The organism is Streptomyces sp. BK022 (assembly GCF_004217355.1).
GTDB classification, from domain to species: domain Bacteria; phylum Actinomycetota; class Actinomycetes; order Streptomycetales; family Streptomycetaceae; genus Streptomyces; species Streptomyces griseoluteus.
In genome coordinates, this window is record NZ_SHKU01000001.1 from 930,445 (window position 1) to 945,979 (window position 15,535).

The following is a 15,535-nucleotide window of genomic DNA, read 5'->3' on the forward strand; positions in this document are numbered from 1 at the left end:
CCCCGTCAGTACGGGACCGGGGCCGGGAGTGTTCACCGGACGGCACGATTCCGCCCGGCGGGGTCAGTTCTTGCGGGCCACCCCGCCGAACATGGCGACCTCCTCCGGCTCGGCGTCCCCGGCGCCCTCGGGACGCCAGCGCGAGCAGGACACCACGCCCGGCTCCAGCAGCTCCAGACCGTCGAAGAAGCGGGTCACGTCCTCGGGGGTGCGCTGGGTGAGCTTGGGCGTGCCGTGCTCGTTCCAGAACTTCACCGCCTCGTCCACGTCCGGCATCGAGGGGCTGGTGACGGTGTGCGACAGCACCAGGTGGCTCCCGGCCGGCAGCCGGTCCACCAACTGCCGTACCAGGCCGTACGGGTCCTCGTCGTCGCCGATGAAGATGACCACGCCGAGCAGCATCAGGGCCACCGGCCGGCTGAAGTCCAGTGTCTTCGACGCATGTTCGAAGATCGCGTCGATGTTGCGCAGATCCTCGTCCAGGTAGTCGGTACGGCCCTCCGGGGTGCTGGTGAGCAGGGCGCGGGCGTGGGTGAGGACCAGCGGGTCGTTGTCGACGTAGACGACCCGCGTCTCCGGGGCCACGCTCTGCGCGACCTCGTGCGTGTTGTCGGCGGTGGGCAGGCCGGTGCCGATGTCCAGGAACTGCCGGATGCCGAGGTCGCCGACCAGATGACGCACGGCGCGGCCCAGGAAGAGGCGGTCGTGGCGGGCGTACTCCCCGATGCCGGGGTGCAGTTGGCGGATCTGGTCGCCGGCCGCGCGGTCGACCTCGTAGTTGTCCTTGCCGCCGAGCCAGTAGTTCCAGATGCGGGCGGTGTGCGGCTGGCCGGTGTTGATGCGGGCGCGCAGGGACACGGCCACGTCGTTGGTGGCGGCCGGGTTGTCGGTCACGGGGGTCAGCTCCTGGGGTGCCTGGGACGGGAGGTACCGGTCAAGACGCAATCTAGACGCCGGAGTTGTTCCGCGCCGCAGGTCCGCGGCATTGGGGGTGTCCGCGCGGCCCGCCGGTGGCCCGCCTCGTAGACTCCGAGCCATGGAAGACGCGCTTGTGTCCCGGCTCGGCTCGGGCAAGTATCTGCTGGTCACCAGCTACCGCAAGGACGGCACCGCGGTGGCCACCCCGGTCTGGGTCGTCCCCGACGGCGACGCCCTCGGCGTCTGGACCGCCGCCGACAGCTACAAGGTCAAGCGCATCCGCCGCCGCGCGGACGTCCTGGTGGGTCCCTGCGACATGCGCGGCCGCCCGACCGGCGCCCCGCACCCCGCGCACGCCGAGATCGCCGACCCCGCCACCACGGCCCGCTACCGCGCCCTGATCGCCCGCAAGTACGGCATCGCGGGCCGCCTCACCCTGCTGGGCAGCAGGCTGCGACGGGGGACCGAGGGCACGGTGGGAATCCGGGTGACCTTTCCGTCCTAGCCGGCCGACCGCTTCAGGTCCACGCCCGGCACGACTCGTCCAGCAGCTGGAAGACCGGTTCGCCGCGTACCGGGTCCTCGGCCGTCGACAGGCGGACCCGGTCGCCGCTGTGGATGCCGATCAGGGGGCCCATGACGCGGCCGCGCACGACGAAACCCTCGGCGAGTTCGACGAGGGAGACGTTGCGGGCGGCGGGGGTGTTGCGGTGGACGGTGGTGGAGTGGCGGACCGTGCCGATGCCCTCGCTGCGCTCGGTGCGCAGGTCGCTGCCCTGGCAGACCGGACACAGCAGCCGGTGGTACATCGCGGTGCCGCACCAGCCGCAGCGCTGGTACTCGAGGGAGTCGGCGGGGCGTTCGGTGAGGAGGCTCGCCGAGCCCGCCCCCGGCTGGGCCGTTCCTGCTGAGTGGTGGTACACGCTCGTCAACTCCCTGCACTGGGCCGGAATCCGCTCGTGCCCGATGCCGTGCCACCGTGCACGGGCGACAGCGTATGGCACTCAGTGTCACTCGTAAAGGCACTGCGTACCCTTAATTACCGGCTCTCGCCCCGGGCCGCCTCGAACTGCCGCACCACCTGCCAGAGCGGGGCGTCCCTGCGGGCCACCAGCACCACCACGTCGTCCGGGCGCGGCGACTCGGGCGGGAAGGGGGAGGGCGCGGGCCGGGCCGGCGCGTCGGCGAACGCCGCCTGGACGCAGCCCAGCGCGTGGTCCACGGCCGTCTCCGCGTCCCCCTTGCCGTCCGAACGCAGCCACGAGCGCAGGGCGTTGTTGTGCGCGGCGACCACCGCGGCCGCGATCACGTCCGCGCGCAGCGTGCCGTCCGGGAGGTCCGCGAACCTCCCGCGCAGATACGCGGCGAGTGCCCGCTCGTAGCGCCAGACGACCGACAGCTCGTACGCCCGCAGCCCCGGCACCCGGCGGGTCAGCCGGTAGCGCTGGACCGAGAACGCCGGGTTCTCCGCGTACATGCGCAGCACCAGCCGGGCCGCGTCGCACACCCGCCGCACCGGCTCCGCGTCGCTCTCGCCCGCCGCGAGGAACGCGGTCATGTCGGCGAGGCAGCTCTCGTGGTCGGGGAAGACCACGTCCTCCTTGGAGGGGAAGTAGCGGAAGAACGACCGCCGTCCGACCTCCGCCAGCGCCACGATGTCGTCCACCGTGGTCTGCTCGTACCCGCGCTCCAGGAAGAGCTGGAAGGCGGCCGCCACCAGGGCGTCGCGCATCGGCGGCTTCGCGGGCGGCGCCGCACTGCTGGTGCTCATGGACGGGAACGTAGCATCCGGTGGCCGCGCCTGGCACTGAGTGCAGCCAACAGGGCCACGCGAGGGAACCGAGTGCTCCGTGCGGGCCCGGCGATCATCGTCCACCTGCTGCGACGTAACCTTTCTCCACCCTGTCGGCACCCGGCCCGTACGAGGAGATCCCGTATGCCCTCCGCCCGCCCCCGCCTGCTCTACGTCACCGACCTGGCGTACCCGGCCCGCGGGCGTCGCTACGGCGACGAGGACGTCTTCCTCACCTCCCGGCTGCGCGACCACTTCGACCTCGCCCTCTGTCACCCGATGGACGCGGCCGCGCTGATGGACGGCTTCGACGCCGTCGTGGTCCGCAACAGCGGCCCCGTGCTGGGCTACCACGCCGAGTACGAGGCGTTCCGGGCCCGCGCCCTGGAGACCGGCGCCCGCGTCTACAACCCGCTGACCGGCAAGGCCGACATGGCCGGCAAGGGGTATCTGCTCGACCTCACCGAGGCCGGACTCCCGGTCATCCCCACCGTCGACCGTGCCGAGGACCTGCACCGGCTGCCCGCCGCCGACCGGTACGTGGTCAAGCCTACCTACGGCGCGGACTCCCTCGGCCTGCGCACCGTCCCGGCCGGCCGCGTGGCCGAGGCGCCGGTGGCGGACGGCTCGGTCCTGGTCCAGCCGCACATCGAATTCGTCCACGAGGTGTCCTTCTACTTCGTGGACGACGACTTCCAGTACGCCCTCTACGCCCCCGACCCCCGCGACCGCTGGGACCTGCGGCCGTACCGGGCGACCGCCGCCGACCTGGAGTTCGCGCGCGGCTTCGTCGACTGGAACGGCCTCGGCTTCGGCATCCAGCGCGTCGACGCCTGCCGCACCCTGGAGGGCGAGCTGCTGCTGGTCGAGCTGGAGGACCTGAACCCCTATCTCTCCCTGGACGTCCTGCCCGAGGAGGAGCAGGACGCGTTCGTGGGCACGTTCACCGCGTCCCTGAGCCGTTTCGTGCTGGCGGGTGCCCTGGCCCCGGCGTGACAGGGGCCCGCTGAACGGCGCCGCCCCGCGCTCCGTATCCCCCGGCGAGGGACGGAAGGAGAGCAGCGTGCCGACACCCCCCGATCCCGAACGCCCGCGCCCCGCGAGGGTCGTGGAACCCGTACGCGTCCTGCGTGCCCGCCCCACCGACGCCCTCGCGGAGCTGATGCGCGAGCTGATGCCGGAACCGGGGGAGCGGGCACGGGCCGAGCCGCCCGCCGGGGCCGAGGAGGACACCGAAGAACTGCCGCCGGTCCCGGCCGAGGACCCGGCGGTCACGGGGCCGCGTCGGCGGCGCCCGGCCGTCGCGGCGGCGCTGGCGGCGGCCGCCCTGGCCGGCTTCGGCTGCGCCCTCCTGCTCCCCGACCGTCAGGAGTCCACCGCGCGCCCGGCACCCGCACCCGCCCCGGCCACGGCCCGCGCCACGACCGCCGACCCCGACGGCCCCGGCACCCTCCGCCAGGGCGACTCCGGTCCCGAGGTCACCGAGCTGCGCCGGCGCCTCCTCCGCATCCCCGACGTCTTCCGGGACGGCTCCGCCACCGGCCCCTACGACGCCCCACTCACCGAAGCCGTGGCGCGGTTCCAGCTCTGGTACGGGGTCCGCGGCGACGAGAGGGGCGTCTACGGCGACGACACCCGCCGGGACCTGGAGTCCCGCACCGGCTGATCCCTCACTCCTCCGGGAACCGGATGTCCACCACGCACACGTCGTCCCGGTGCTCGTCCACCAGCATCGAGGCGAGCAGCGAGTCCAGACTGTCGTCACCCTTGGTGAGGACCGTGTCGGCGAGCCGGGCGAAGCCCATGAGGACGTCCTCGCCGGGGCGCTCCACGAGACCGTCGGTGAACAGCAGCAGCCGGTCGCCGGGCTCCAGCCGGGCCTCGGCGGAGTCGAACACCGGGGTCGCGCTCGCGCCGAGCAGCATGCCGACGGGCCGGGTGAGGAAGTGCGCCGTGCCCCCGCGCACCAGCAGCGGCGGCGGGTGCCCGGCCTGGGCCCACGTCAGTACGCGGGTCGTGGGGTCGTAGCGGGCGAGGACCATGGTGGCGGTGGAGCGGCCGTCCCGTGAGTGCAGCAGCAGGGTGTTCAGCCGGGTCAGCGCCCCGGTCAGCGAGGAGCCCGTACCCACCATGCCCTTGGCGGTGAAGCGGAGCTGGGCCATCGTGGCCACCGCCCCGATGCCGTGCCCCGCCACGTCGCCGACCACGAACAGGGCCGCGTCGTCGGAGAGCTCGATCGCGCTGAACCAGTCGCCGCCGACCTGGATGCCCGACTGGGCGGGCAGATAGGCGACTTCCACCCGCAGCCCGGCCAGGCCGACCGGTCCGGCCGGCAGGGGCAGCAGCGCGTGCTGCAGCCGGTCGGCCAGTGCCCGCTCGGCCTGGAGCACCCCGCGCTGGAGCAGCATCGCCCGCTCGCTCTCGACCAGCGCGAGCTCGGCGCTGCGCTGGGCGGTGAGGTTCTGTACGAACCCGTGCACCTCGGCGGGTGTGCCGTCCGGCTCGGTCACCGCCTCCGCGACGATCCGCAGGTGCCGCACCCCACTCGGCGTGTCGATCCGGAAGGGAACGTCGAAGGGGCGTGCGTGGCGGACGAGTTGGTCGATCGCGGCGCGCAGCGGAGCCGCGTCCTGCGGCTCCACCAGCGCGGGCAGCTCCGCCAGCGGCACCGGCCCGCGTGCCGCGTTGAGACCGAGCACGGCGTACGTCTGCGCGGACCAGGAGATCTCGCCGGTGACCAGGTTCCAGTTGGCCCAGCCCAGATTGCCCAGCCGCTGCACGTCCCACAGCCGCTGCTCCTGCCGGTCCACCGGGTCCAGGCGCTGCCAGGTCACCAGCAGCTCGTCGCCCAGCGGCGTCGCCCGCACGGAGTAGGTGGCGGTCACCGGTACGCCGTCCACCACGTCCTGGTAGGCGAACGGCGCGCTCTCGAAGGGCACGCCCGTGGTGAGTGCCGAGAGATAGCCGTGCCACAACTGCTCGCCCGCGACACTGGGATAGCTCTCCAGGATCTGCCGGCCGAGCATGTCGCGCCCGGTGTTGCCGAACACGTCGACCGCCTCCGGGCTCACGGCCTCGATCCGGTAGTCCTCGACCGCGCCGGACGCGGCGCGCAGCGGACGCAGCAGGATCGTGGCACCCGGCAGCGCGTCGAGCACCATCTGCACGTGCGGGGCGGTGCCGCTCGCGTCGGCGGCGCGGTCCGCGTCGAAGGCCCGCAGCCGCCCCGCGCACAACCGGGCCGCGCCCAGCAGCAGTTGCCGCTCACGGGGCTCGAACGGCCCTTCTTGAGCACGCAGTACGCCGAGTGCCACGCCCGAGCCCAGCCCCTGCGGCACCGGCAGCCAGGCCCGCGACAGCCACCGCTCGGAGGGGTCCAGGAGCATGTAGTGGCGCCGGTCCTCGGCGAGGTTCTCCAGCCAGCGCGGCGCGCCGGTGCGCAGGCACTCCAGCGGGGCGAGCCTGTGCGCCTCGGGCAGGTGGCGCCAGCGCCCGGCGAGGGCGGCGTCGACACCCGCGTACCCGATGAGTTCGAGGCCGTCCTCGGGCCGGTGCTGGTACAGCAGGACGGCGTCGACCGCCGCGTTCGGGCTCAGGTGGCGCAGCAGGCACCCGGCCAGCTCCTGCGGCGAGCCGACCCGGACCAGGGCCCGGCCCAGGTCGGCCAGGACGTCCGCGAGGTCGCCGGGCGTGGTCGGCGCGGGCTTGCGGGAGGCGGACACCGGCTCCGGCGCATCGGCCGGGTAGGTATCCGGCCCGCCCGACTTCGCGTGCTCCAGCGTGCCCAGTGTGAGCCAGCACTCCTCGATCAGGGTGCGGTGCCCGGCCTCGGCGCGGGCGAGCAGTTCCTCGTGAGCGGCGTCGGCGGACCGGCCGGTGAGAGCCATCAGCGCCCCCTTGGCGCGTTCCAGCACCGCCGAGGAGGCGGTGAGGTCCCGCAGCCGCTCCAGCTCGGCGCGCTGTCGGGCCACGACCTTGGCCAGCGCCGCCACGTCAGCGCCGAAACCGGTTTCCATGGAAGGGGTGGGCTCGCTCGTCACGCGACGAGCATGGCACACCCCGGCCGTTCGCTCACTTGTCCGGGCCTGCCGGTCCCCTCAGGGGCGGCGGGTGCCGGACCGGGGGCGCGAGGCGCGAGGTCAGCGGGGGCGCGAGGCGCGGGGTCAGCGGCCGGTACCACGGGTGCCCAGCGCCTCGGAGACGGCGCGCACGCTGCGCGCGATGTGCTGGAGCTGGAGCAGCTCGGCGGCGTACAGCTTGATGGTGTGCTCGATGACCGACTCCGGCAGCCCGAGCATCGGCAGTTCGGCGCGGGCGGTCTGCAGCGCGGTGCGTGCCACCCGGATCTCCTGCTGGACCTGGAGCCCCGCGTGCCGGGCCAGCAGCACGGGGTGCCGGATCAGCGCCGGATAGCTGGCGTAGCGCGCCGGGATCAGTTCGCGCAGCCACTTGGCCGCTGAGCGTTCCCAGTCGTAGCTGCCCGGCTGCTTCACCTGGCAGGGCCAGTCGGGGCTGATGCGCGTGGTGGTGATCGGCATGCTCATCGCTTCCGGTATGCCTCGTCGCCGGAGAGGGCGTCCGACGGGTGGGGGCGGCCCTGGCCCCGGCGGGCCGGGCGGGGACGCCACGGAATCCGTGAGCAGTATTTATATATGCCAACCGCTTTTCAAGACGGATGAAAACATTCATCCGGGCCGGGGTCGGCGCCGCCCCGTGCCGGATCAGTCCCGCAGGAAGAACTGCTGCTGGTCGGCGACCTGCTCGTACTGTTCCAGCCGGGCCTGGGTGCGCTCGGGGTCGGCGTCGGTCATCGCCTGGAGCAGCGCGGCGGCCAGCAGACCGGGGGCGGCGTAGGAGTCGAAGACCAGCCGGGAGCCGGTGCCGGTGGCGAAGGTGACGTCGGCCTCCTCCGCCAGCGGCCCGAGCGCGAGGTCGGTGATCAACGCGACCTTCAGTCCCGCCTCCCGCGCCACCCGCAGCGCGGCGAGCGTCTCCTGCGCGTGCCGGGGCATGGCGAACGCCAGCACCCAGGTGCCGCCCGCCTCACGGGACTGGAGCAGCGCGTCGCACGCCACGCTGCCGCCCCGCGTCACCAGCCGTACATCGGGGTGGATGCGCCGGGCCGCGTACCCGAAGTACTCCGCCAGCGACCCCGAGATGCGCAGCCCCAGCACGGTCAGCGGGGCGGAGCGCGACAGCTCGCGGCCCACCCGGACCACCCGGTCGGGGTCGGCCAGGTCGCGGCGCAGATGCTCCAGGTTCTGGATCTCCGCGTCCACGGCGGCCTGCAGCTCGTTCGCCCGGTCCTCCTCGCTCGGACCGCCCGCCAGCGCGCCCAGCGCGATCGACTGCAGCCGCTCCCGCAGCGCCGGATATCCGCTGAAGCCGACCGCGGAGGCGAACCGGGTCACCGAGGGCTGGCTCACCCCGGCCCGGTCGGCCAGCTCGGTGATGGACAGGAACGCGGCCTCGGTGAGGTGCTCGATCAGGTACTGGGCCACCCGGCGCTGTCCGGGGGAGAGCCGGGGCCCGTCGAACAGGGCCCGGAGCTGGGAGGTCGGCGCGGCCTCGGTGCCCGTGGCAGAGCCGCCCGAGGTGATCGCTGATGCCTGGGCGCGTGCCTGTTGCGGCGAGGCCGCCGGACCGTCGACTTTGTCTCCCACGACGAGCCAACATAGCTCACCCCTCCTGGTGGCACCGCGTGTCGGTGCGCGGGGTCAGCGCCGGTACACCGTGATCGAGTGCCCCACGTCGTCGACCGGGCGGCTCGTGCGGATCAGCTCCGCCAGCCGCCCCCGCGCCTTGGCGGCGGCGGAGTCCGACACCACCAGCAGCCCCCGCACCCGCTCCGGCGGCACCGAGAGGGGAGCGCCCGCGTGGATGCCGTAGTACGACGGGACCCCGCTGCCCTTGTAGACCAGCCACACCCGCTCCCCCGGGTACCGCTCGCGCAGCCGGTCCGCGAGGGCGCCGAGGTCCTGGCCCCAGTCCACGTTGGAGTCGTGCAGCAGCCGGTGCGTCCGCGCGGGGCCGCCGAACGCCTCGTTGGCGTAGGGCAGGTAGTACGGGAACGTCCGCAGCGAGCTCGCCACCACCCACAGCACCAGCACCAGCACCCCGGCCGGCGCTCCGGCCCACCGGCGCCGCCAGAGCGTGACGCACCCCCCGGCCAGCGCCAGGAACACCGGGACGAACAGCGCGTACCGGGTGCCGAAGTCCCGCGCGCCCGTCGTCGCGACCGCCAGCAGCAGCGCGGGCGGCAGCAGCAGGTAGGGGGCCGCGGGGCGCAGGCGGGGCACCGCCAGGACGGTCGCGGCGCCGGCCGCGCCCAGGGCCAGGAGGCCGAGCGGGGTCTTCACCAGGAGGGCCACCGGCAGGTAGTACCAGAGGGTGCCGGTGTACACCCGGCCGAAGAGGAAGCCCTCCCACGGGTAGTACTCCATGGAGAACTGCAGGCGCAGCCCGGCGCCGTAGGCGGGCGGCAGCGGCAGCAGACCGCTCACCAGCGCCCGCTTGCCCGCCAGCGGAGGGATCGGCTCCGCGGGCGCGAACCCGAGCCGGGGGTCGACGGCCAGATAGGTGGCCCAGACGACGGCCAGCGCCACCGCCAGCACGACGGCCGCGCCCCCGAGCGCCGACAGCGCCCTCGGCCGCCGTCCGGCACCGGCCCGCGCGTGCCGGACCGACCAGGCGGCCAGCAGCATCAGCAGCGGGATCGCGGGCAGCGCGCTCATCTTCGTGGCCACCGCCGCGCCCAGCGCCGCACCCGCGAGCGGCACGTACAGCCAGGGCCGGTTCCGCGCCCGCCAGGCCAGCCAGACCGAGGTCAGCAGGAAGGCGGTCATCGGGAGGTCCAGGGTGGCCAGCGAGCCGTGCGCGACCACATCGGGGCAGAAGGCGTACAGCGCGAGGGCCACCAGACCGGCCGCCCGCCCCGCCAGGTCCCGTGCGAAGGCGAACACCACCAGCCCGCCGAGCAGCGTCAGCGCGATCACCGGCAGCCGGGCCCACAGCATCAGCCGCCAGGGGTCGTTCCCCGACTCGTACAGGAGATGGCGCCCCGCCTCGCCCTGGGTGCCGGAGAAGCCGGGGTCGTAGTGCGGAGCGGCCACCGCGATCCCGGCCGCGATCAGGAGCTTGCCGAGCGGCGGATGCTCGGGGTTGTAGCGCAGCCGGTGCTCGTGGAGGTAGTCGGTGGCGGTGACCACGTACACCGGCTCGTCGATGGTGGGCGTCTGCCTGAGGGCCGTGGCGGCCATCGCGGCCGCCATCTGGGCCAGGAGCAGCGTCACCAGCAACGGCACCAGCCAACGGCGGTCACGGGGGCGGGGGAGCGGTGGTGCCGGGGGCGCCGGTGCGGGGATCGTCCCGGTCCCGAGGTGTTCGCTCGCCATCATCCGCCCCACGGTGGCACGGGCCGCACCGGTCCCGGTGCCGATCCGCCCCCTCGGGGGCCGTGTCCGCGCACCGTTCCCGCGACCGGCGGCGCCACCGCCCCCACCGGTCCCCTCGGCGGACCCTCCGCCGCGCACCCACGGATACGGGCCCCGGCGGGCGCCGGTTCAGCCCCGGCCCGGTGCGGGCAGCGCCGAGGCCGGTATCACCAGGTCCGCCCGGTCCCGCGTGGTGGCGATCAGGTCCGCGTTGCGCTGGTCGGTGCCGAGCACCCAGGCCACCGCCGCCGTGTGCTTCTTTCCGAACTCCACGTGCCGGGCCACCAGCCGCCGCACCCGCTCGGCCTCGCCGACCTCGCAGTACCAGACCTCGTCCAGCAGCGGCCGCACCCCGGCCCACGAACGCTCGCGCAGCAGAAGGTAGTTGCCCTCGGTCACCACCAGCCGCGCCGAGGGCGGCACCGGGATCGAGCCCGCCACCGGCTGCTCCAGGTCCCGCTCGAAGGCGGGCGCGTACACCACCTCGTCCGCGTCGGCGGGGCTCTCGCGCAGCCGCCGCAGCAGCGCCGCGTACCCGGCCGCGTCGAAGGTGTCCGGAGCACCCTTGCGGTCCCGCCGGCCCAGCCGGTCCAGCTCCGCGTCGGCCAGGTGGAAACCGTCCATCGGGACGTGCGCCACCCAGGGCGGGCCGTCCGCGTTCAGGGCGCGTACGAGGTGTCCGGCGAGGGTCGTCTTGCCCGCGCCCGGACCGCCCGCGATGCCGAGGATCGCGCGCTGTCCGTCCCTGACCAGGCTGCGGGCGCGGAGGAGAAGATCGTCGAAGGTCGGCGGCATGCAGCGAAGTGTGCCACCGGGCGTGCGCGGGGCGGCCGCCGGGCGCCCCCGTTTCCGCCCGGAACGGCGTGATCGCCGCGCCCGATCCGGGGAAGGGAGCAGGGTATGACTCAGCTCGGACTGCCCGACACCATCCAGGCGTGCCTGTTCGACCTCGACGGAGTCGTCACCAAGACGGCCGTCGTGCACGCCGCCGCCTGGAAGGAGACCTTCGACGCCTTCCTCCGCGACCACGAGGGCCCGGACGCGCGGCCGTTCGACGAGGTCGCCGACTACGACGAGTACGTGGACGGCCGCCCCCGCGCCGACGGCGTCCGCTCCTTCCTGAAGTCCCGCGGGATCGAACTGCCCGAGGGCGCCCCCGACGACCCGCCGGACGCCGGCACCGTGCAGGGCCTCGGCAACCGCAAGAACGAGCTGCTCCTGGAGAAGATCCGCACCGACGGTGTCGAGCCGTACGAGGGCACGCTGCGCTATCTGGCCGCCGTGCGCGCGGCCGGCCTGGCCACCGCCATCGTCTCCTCCAGCGCCAACTGCCAGGACGTGCTCCGCTCCATCGACGCCGAGGACCTCTTCGACGTACGGATCGACGGCGTGGTGGCCGCCGAACGGCACCTGCCGGGCAAGCCGGAGCCCGACACCTTCCTGGCCGCCGCGAAGGACCTCGGCGTGCCCCCGGAGCGGGCCGCCGTCTACGAGGACGCGCTCGCCGGGATGGACGCCGGCCGCGCCGGGGGCTTCGGATACGTGGTCGGACTGGACCGCACGGGGCAGGCCGACGCGCTGTACGCGCACGGCGCGCATATCGTCGTGAAGGACCTCGCCGAGCTGGGAGGGAATCAGTGATCACTGAGCGGGCGTACACCGTCGAGCCCTGGCACGTGCGCGAGACCACCCTCGATCTGGACGTGCTGGCCCAGAGCGAGTCGGTGTTCGCGCTGTCCAACGGGCACGTCGGCTGGCGCGGCAACCTCGACGAGGGCGAGCCGCACGGCCTGCCCGGCAGCTACCTCAACGGCGTGCACGAGGTGCACCCGCTGCCCTACGCGGAAGCCGGCTACGGCTACCCGGAGTCCGGGCAGAGCGTCATCGACGTCACCAACGGCAAGATCCTGCGCCTGCTGGTGGACGACGAACCCTTCGACCTGCGCTACGGCCGCCTGGTCTCCCACGAACGCGTCCTCGACATGCGGCGCGGGGTGCTGGAACGCACCTGCGAGTGGACCTCCCCGGCCGGCTCCACGGTCCGGGTGCGCTCCACCCGGCTGGTCTCCCTCACCCAGCGCGCCGTGGCCGCCATCGCCTACGAGGTCGAGGCCGTGGGCCGTCCCAGCCGTGTCGTGATCCAGTCCGAGCTGGTCGCCAACGAGAGCCTGCCCGAGTCCAACGGCGACCCGCGTGCCGCCATGAGCCTGCGCTCGCCGCTGGAGCAGGAGGACGGCTTCGCCTCCGGGGAGCGGCTGCGGCTGGTGCACCGCACCAAGCGCAGCGGCCTCAGGGTCGCGGTCGCCGCCGACCACGTCGTCACCGGACCCGGCCGCACCACCAGCCGCAGCGAGAGCGGCATCGACGTCGCCCGGCTCACCGTCACGTCCGTACTGGAGCCCGGTCACACCCTGCGGGTGGAGAAACTGGTCGCGCACGGCTGGTCCGGCACCCGCTCGCTGCCCGCCATGGCCGACCAGGTCGACGCCGCCCTCGCCGCCGCCTCCCACGACGGCTGGGAAGGACTGCTGGCGGACCAGCGGGAGGCCCTCGACGACTTCTGGGCGCGTGCCGACGTCGAGGTGCACGGCGACGAGGAGATCCAGCAGGCCGTACGCTTCGCCCTCTTCCACGTCTTCCAGGCCGGCGCCCGTGCCGAGCAGCGCGCCATCCCCGCCAAGGGCCTCACCGGCTCCGGGTACGACGGGCACGCGTTCTGGGACACCGAGATGTTCGTGCTGCCCCTGCTCACCCACACCGCGCCCCGCGCCGTCGCCGAGGCGCTCCGCTGGCGCCACAACACCCTGGACGCCGCCCGGGAGCGCGCCGCACAGCTGGGGCTCGGCGGCGCCGCCTTCCCCTGGCGGACCATCGAGGGCTCGGAAGGCTCCGCCTACTGGCCGGCGGGCACCGCCGCCTTCCATGTGAACGCCGGCATCGCGGACGCCGTCGTGCGCTACGTCGAGGCCACCGGCGACCTCCGCTTCGAGCGCGAGGTGGGGCTGGAACTGCTGGTGGAGACCGCCCGGCTGTGGCGCTCGCTGGGCCACCACGACCACCACGGCGCCTTCCACATCGACGGGGTCACCGGGCCCGACGAGTACAGCGCGGTCGCCGACGACAACACCTACACCAACCTGATGGCGCGGCAGAACCTGCTCGCGGCCGCCGACGCCGTGGAGCGCTACCCCGAGGAGGCCCAGCGGCTCGGCACCGACGAGGAGGAGAGCGCCGCCTGGCGGGACGCCGCCGACGCGATGAACATCCCCTACAACGACGAACTCGGCGTCCACGAGCAGAGCGCCGGCTTCACCCGCTACCAGCGCTGGGACTTCGCCGGGACCCGCCCCGAGCAGTACCCCCTGCTGCTGAACTTCCCGTACTTCGACCTCTACCGCAAACAGGTCGTCAAACAGGCCGACCTGGTCCTGGCCATGTACAGCTGCCCCTCCTACTTCGACGACGAGCAGGTGGCCCGGAACTTCGCCTACTACGAGCCGCTGACCGTCCGCGACTCCTCCCTGTCGGCCTGCTGCCAGGCCGTCATCGCCGCCCAGGCGGGCCATCTGCGGCTCGCCTACGCCTACACGACCGAGGCGGCGCTGATGGACCTGCACGACCTGGAGCACAACACCCGCGACGGACTGCACATCGCCTCGCTGGCCGGGACGTGGATGGCCCTGGTCGCCGGTTTCGGCGGCATGCGGCGGGTACTGGCGGGCCCGGCCGGGATGAGCTTCGCGCCCCGGCTGCCCGAGCGGCTGCGCAAACTCGCCTTCCACCTGCAGTTCCGGGGGCGGCGGCTGCGCGTGGAGATCAGCGGGGACAAGGCGACCTACACGCTGCTCGAAGGACCGCCGCTGATCATCGAGCACCACGGGGAGACCGTGATGCTGGAGGCCGACGAGCCCGCCGTGCGGACCGTGCCGCCGCCCACCCCGCGCCCCACCCCCGAGCAGCCCCCGCACCGGGTGCCGAAGGGGCTCTGAGCCCGCCGGTCACCCCGTGCGTCCCCCCGCCGCGCGCCGGGCCGCGGCCGTATGGCCGTACCTGCGCGGCGGGGGGTGGGGTTCCGCGTTAGTTTGACCTTGATCTCGCTGTGGCGTCCGGTTTCCCCCGGCGTCGGCGACGGGTGCTTCCGTGGAGGGGGAGGGGTGCCGATGACGCAGGACGCTCCCGACGTGCTCCCCGTACCGGCCGGCCGTCCGGCACCGCGCGTGCGAGGCCTCGTCTGGCAGGTGGGGCTGCTGGTCTGCGTCCTGCTCGTCCTCGCCTACCTCACCCAGCGGTACTGGCCCACCGTGCGCGGCGGCGCGGTGCGGCTCACCGAGGCCGACCAGGGCTGGCTCTCGGTCGGGGCGGTCGCGGCCATGGGTACCTGGGCGGCCGCCGCGCTCGCCCAGCAGGGGGCCGTCGTGGAGCGGCTGCCCGGCGCACGGCTCGTCGCGGCCCAGTTCGCCGCCTGTGCCGCCAACCATCTGCTCCCCGCCGGGATCGGCGCCGGGGCGGTGAACCTGCGCTTCCTGCTGCGCTGCGGGCTGCCCATGGGCCGTTCCGCCGGTGCGCTCGCCGTCAAGGGCGGGGCCGGGGGAGTCTCGAAGCTGCTGCTGATCGCGCTGCTGGTGCCGTTCTGTCCGGGGCTGCTGCGCGCACCCGAAGTGCCGCTGGTCTGGCTGACCGGCGCGCTCGGCGCGGCGCTGCTGATCGCGGCGGTCGCCGCCGGGCCGCTGTGGCCGCGCTGCCGCCGGCTGCTGAGCGCGCTGATGGCCGACGTACGGGCCGTGCACGCGCGCCCGCGGCGGGCGGCGGCCCTGTGGGGCGGCTCGCTCGGCTTCGCCGCGCTGCACTGCGCGGTGCTGGTCGCGGTGGCGCGTGCCGTCGCGCTGCCGCTGCCCGCGCCCGAGGTGGCCCTGCTGTACCTCGCCGCCAGCGGCGCCGCCGCCCTGCTGCCCACGCCGGGCGGGCTGGGCTCGCTGGACGCGGCGCTCGTCCTCGCGCTCGCCACGTCCGGCGCGCCCGCCGCCACGGCCGCCTCCGCCGTGCTCGGCTACCGCATGCTGACCGTCTGGCTGCCCCTGCCGCCCGGCCTGCTGACCCTCGCCGTACTGATGCGCCGCAAGGCGCTGTGAGAGGACTTCGACAGCCGCCTTCAGGGCAGGAGCTTCTCGATCGCCACCGGTCCCTCCGCCTCCAGCTTGCGGCGGGCCCAGTCCAGGGTCTTCGGGGTGACGTCCCTGCCCGCCGCCATCACCAGGTCCTCCGGGGTGACGTCCCTGGCCGGGGCGGTGTGCAGCAGGGCGTCGGGGGTGCAGTGGTCGTCGATCGACCGCGACTCTTCGGGCGTGGAACTCGACATGATGCCTCCTCCTCCGGATGGGCGCATCCGTGCCGG

General features: G+C 74.0%; 15 protein-coding genes. 6 read left to right on the plus strand and 9 right to left on the minus strand.

Going from position 1 to position 15,535, the window contains the following annotated elements; genetic code table 11:
* Window positions 1–63: 63 nt before the first annotated feature.
* Window positions 64–894 (minus strand): SAM-dependent methyltransferase, encoded by an 831-nt coding sequence (locus EV284_RS04305; protein WP_130330357.1) that lies wholly within the window; start codon window positions 892–894, stop codon window positions 64–66.
* A gap of 142 nt (window positions 895–1,036) precedes the next feature.
* Here EV284_RS04305 and EV284_RS04310 point away from each other — a divergent pair, with 142 nt between their 5' ends.
* Window positions 1,037–1,423: a PPOX class F420-dependent oxidoreductase gene (locus EV284_RS04310; RefSeq protein WP_130330359.1), complete on the plus strand. Its 387-nt coding sequence runs from the start codon at window positions 1,037–1,039 to the stop codon at window positions 1,421–1,423.
* A gap of 13 nt (window positions 1,424–1,436) precedes the next feature.
* Here the strand turns inward: EV284_RS04310 and EV284_RS04315 are convergent, their stop codons facing one another.
* Together EV284_RS04315 and EV284_RS04320 are read right to left on the minus strand one after the other, a co-directional pair.
* On the minus strand, window positions 1,437–1,841 hold the full coding sequence (locus tag EV284_RS04315; RefSeq protein WP_130330361.1) for a zinc ribbon domain-containing protein: 405 nt from the start codon (window positions 1,839–1,841) through the stop codon (window positions 1,437–1,439).
* 116 nt (window positions 1,842–1,957) lie between these two features.
* Window positions 1,958–2,689, minus strand: coding sequence for a TetR family transcriptional regulator (locus EV284_RS04320; RefSeq protein ID WP_130330363.1), 732 nt, complete (start codon window positions 2,687–2,689; stop codon window positions 1,958–1,960).
* A 165-nt stretch (window positions 2,690–2,854) separates the two neighbouring features.
* Here EV284_RS04320 and EV284_RS04325 point away from each other — a divergent pair, with 165 nt between their 5' ends.
* Together EV284_RS04325 and EV284_RS04330 are read left to right on the plus strand one after the other, a co-directional pair.
* Window positions 2,855–3,706 carry a hypothetical protein gene (locus EV284_RS04325; protein WP_130330365.1) on the plus strand — a complete coding sequence of 284 codons (852 nt, stop codon included), beginning with the start codon at window positions 2,855–2,857 and terminating at the stop codon, window positions 3,704–3,706.
* 67 nt (window positions 3,707–3,773) lie between these two features.
* Window positions 3,774–4,376: a peptidoglycan-binding protein gene (locus EV284_RS04330; protein WP_130330367.1), complete on the plus strand. Its 603-nt coding sequence runs from the start codon at window positions 3,774–3,776 to the stop codon at window positions 4,374–4,376.
* Window positions 4,377–4,380: 4 nt separating this feature from the next.
* Here EV284_RS04330 and EV284_RS04335 read toward each other — a convergent pair whose 3' ends face one another.
* From EV284_RS04335 to EV284_RS04355, 5 genes are all read right to left on the minus strand, one after another.
* Complete coding sequence (locus EV284_RS04335) at window positions 4,381–6,726, minus strand: SpoIIE family protein phosphatase (RefSeq protein WP_130331084.1); 2,346 nt, start codon at window positions 6,724–6,726, stop codon at window positions 4,381–4,383.
* Window positions 6,727–6,873: 147 nt separating this feature from the next.
* Window positions 6,874–7,254: a hypothetical protein gene (locus EV284_RS04340; protein ID WP_031179370.1), complete on the minus strand. Its 381-nt coding sequence runs from the start codon at window positions 7,252–7,254 to the stop codon at window positions 6,874–6,876.
* A 177-nt stretch (window positions 7,255–7,431) separates the two neighbouring features.
* Complete coding sequence (locus EV284_RS04345) at window positions 7,432–8,373, minus strand: MurR/RpiR family transcriptional regulator (protein WP_130330369.1); 942 nt, start codon at window positions 8,371–8,373, stop codon at window positions 7,432–7,434.
* A 54-nt stretch (window positions 8,374–8,427) separates the two neighbouring features.
* Window positions 8,428–9,981: a phospholipid carrier-dependent glycosyltransferase gene (locus EV284_RS04350; protein ID WP_242625602.1), complete on the minus strand. Its 1,554-nt coding sequence runs from the start codon at window positions 9,979–9,981 to the stop codon at window positions 8,428–8,430.
* A gap of 291 nt (window positions 9,982–10,272) precedes the next feature.
* Window positions 10,273–10,938, minus strand: coding sequence for a nucleoside/nucleotide kinase family protein (locus EV284_RS04355; RefSeq protein WP_130330373.1), 666 nt, complete (start codon window positions 10,936–10,938; stop codon window positions 10,273–10,275).
* Between the two features lie 105 nt (window positions 10,939–11,043).
* On the opposite strand from EV284_RS04355, the gene EV284_RS04360 reads away from it, so the two are divergent.
* The 3 genes from EV284_RS04360 (at window position 11,044) to EV284_RS04370 (ending at window position 15,272) form a co-directional block, all read left to right on the plus strand.
* Window positions 11,044–11,784 (plus strand): beta-phosphoglucomutase family hydrolase, encoded by a 741-nt coding sequence (locus EV284_RS04360; RefSeq protein ID WP_130330375.1) that lies wholly within the window; start codon window positions 11,044–11,046, stop codon window positions 11,782–11,784.
* Window positions 11,781–14,132 carry a glycosyl hydrolase family 65 protein gene (locus tag EV284_RS04365; RefSeq protein WP_130330377.1) on the plus strand — a complete coding sequence of 784 codons (2,352 nt, stop codon included), beginning with the start codon at window positions 11,781–11,783 and terminating at the stop codon, window positions 14,130–14,132. The genes EV284_RS04360 and EV284_RS04365 overlap by 4 nt, the downstream gene beginning before the upstream one ends.
* A 171-nt stretch (window positions 14,133–14,303) precedes the next feature.
* Window positions 14,304–15,272, plus strand: a complete 969-nt coding sequence (locus EV284_RS04370) for a lysylphosphatidylglycerol synthase domain-containing protein (RefSeq protein ID WP_130330379.1) — start codon at window positions 14,304–14,306, stop codon at window positions 15,270–15,272.
* Window positions 15,273–15,292: 20 nt separating this feature from the next.
* On the opposite strand, the gene EV284_RS04375 is transcribed toward EV284_RS04370, so the two are convergent.
* Window positions 15,293–15,499, minus strand: coding sequence for a hypothetical protein (locus EV284_RS04375; protein ID WP_130330381.1), 207 nt, complete (start codon window positions 15,497–15,499; stop codon window positions 15,293–15,295).
* Window positions 15,500–15,535: the final 36 nt, after the last annotated feature.

Excerpts from the sequence above, each read along its gene's own strand:
- EV284_RS04310 (WP_130330359.1), top strand. The coding sequence starts at position 1,037 with ATGGAAGACGCGCTTGTGTCCCGGCTCGGCTCGGGCAAGTATCTGCTG.
- EV284_RS04375 (WP_130330381.1), bottom strand. The coding sequence starts at position 15,499 with ATGTCGAGTTCCACGCCCGAAGAGTCGCGGTCGATCGACGACCACTGC.
- EV284_RS04340 (WP_031179370.1), bottom strand. The coding sequence starts at position 7,254 with ATGAGCATGCCGATCACCACCACGCGCATCAGCCCCGACTGGCCCTGC.
- EV284_RS04370 (WP_130330379.1), top strand. The coding sequence starts at position 14,304 with ATGACGCAGGACGCTCCCGACGTGCTCCCCGTACCGGCCGGCCGTCCG.
- EV284_RS04335 (WP_130331084.1), bottom strand. The coding sequence starts at position 6,726 with ATGGAAACCGGTTTCGGCGCTGACGTGGCGGCGCTGGCCAAGGTCGTG.
- EV284_RS04325 (WP_130330365.1), top strand. The coding sequence starts at position 2,855 with ATGCCCTCCGCCCGCCCCCGCCTGCTCTACGTCACCGACCTGGCGTAC.
- EV284_RS04350 (WP_242625602.1), bottom strand. The coding sequence starts at position 9,981 with ATGGCGGCCGCGATGGCCGCCACGGCCCTCAGGCAGACGCCCACCATC.
- EV284_RS04360 (WP_130330375.1), top strand. The coding sequence starts at position 11,044 with ATGACTCAGCTCGGACTGCCCGACACCATCCAGGCGTGCCTGTTCGAC.
- EV284_RS04355 (WP_130330373.1), bottom strand. The coding sequence starts at position 10,938 with ATGCCGCCGACCTTCGACGATCTTCTCCTCCGCGCCCGCAGCCTGGTC.
- EV284_RS04320 (WP_130330363.1), bottom strand. The coding sequence starts at position 2,689 with ATGAGCACCAGCAGTGCGGCGCCGCCCGCGAAGCCGCCGATGCGCGAC.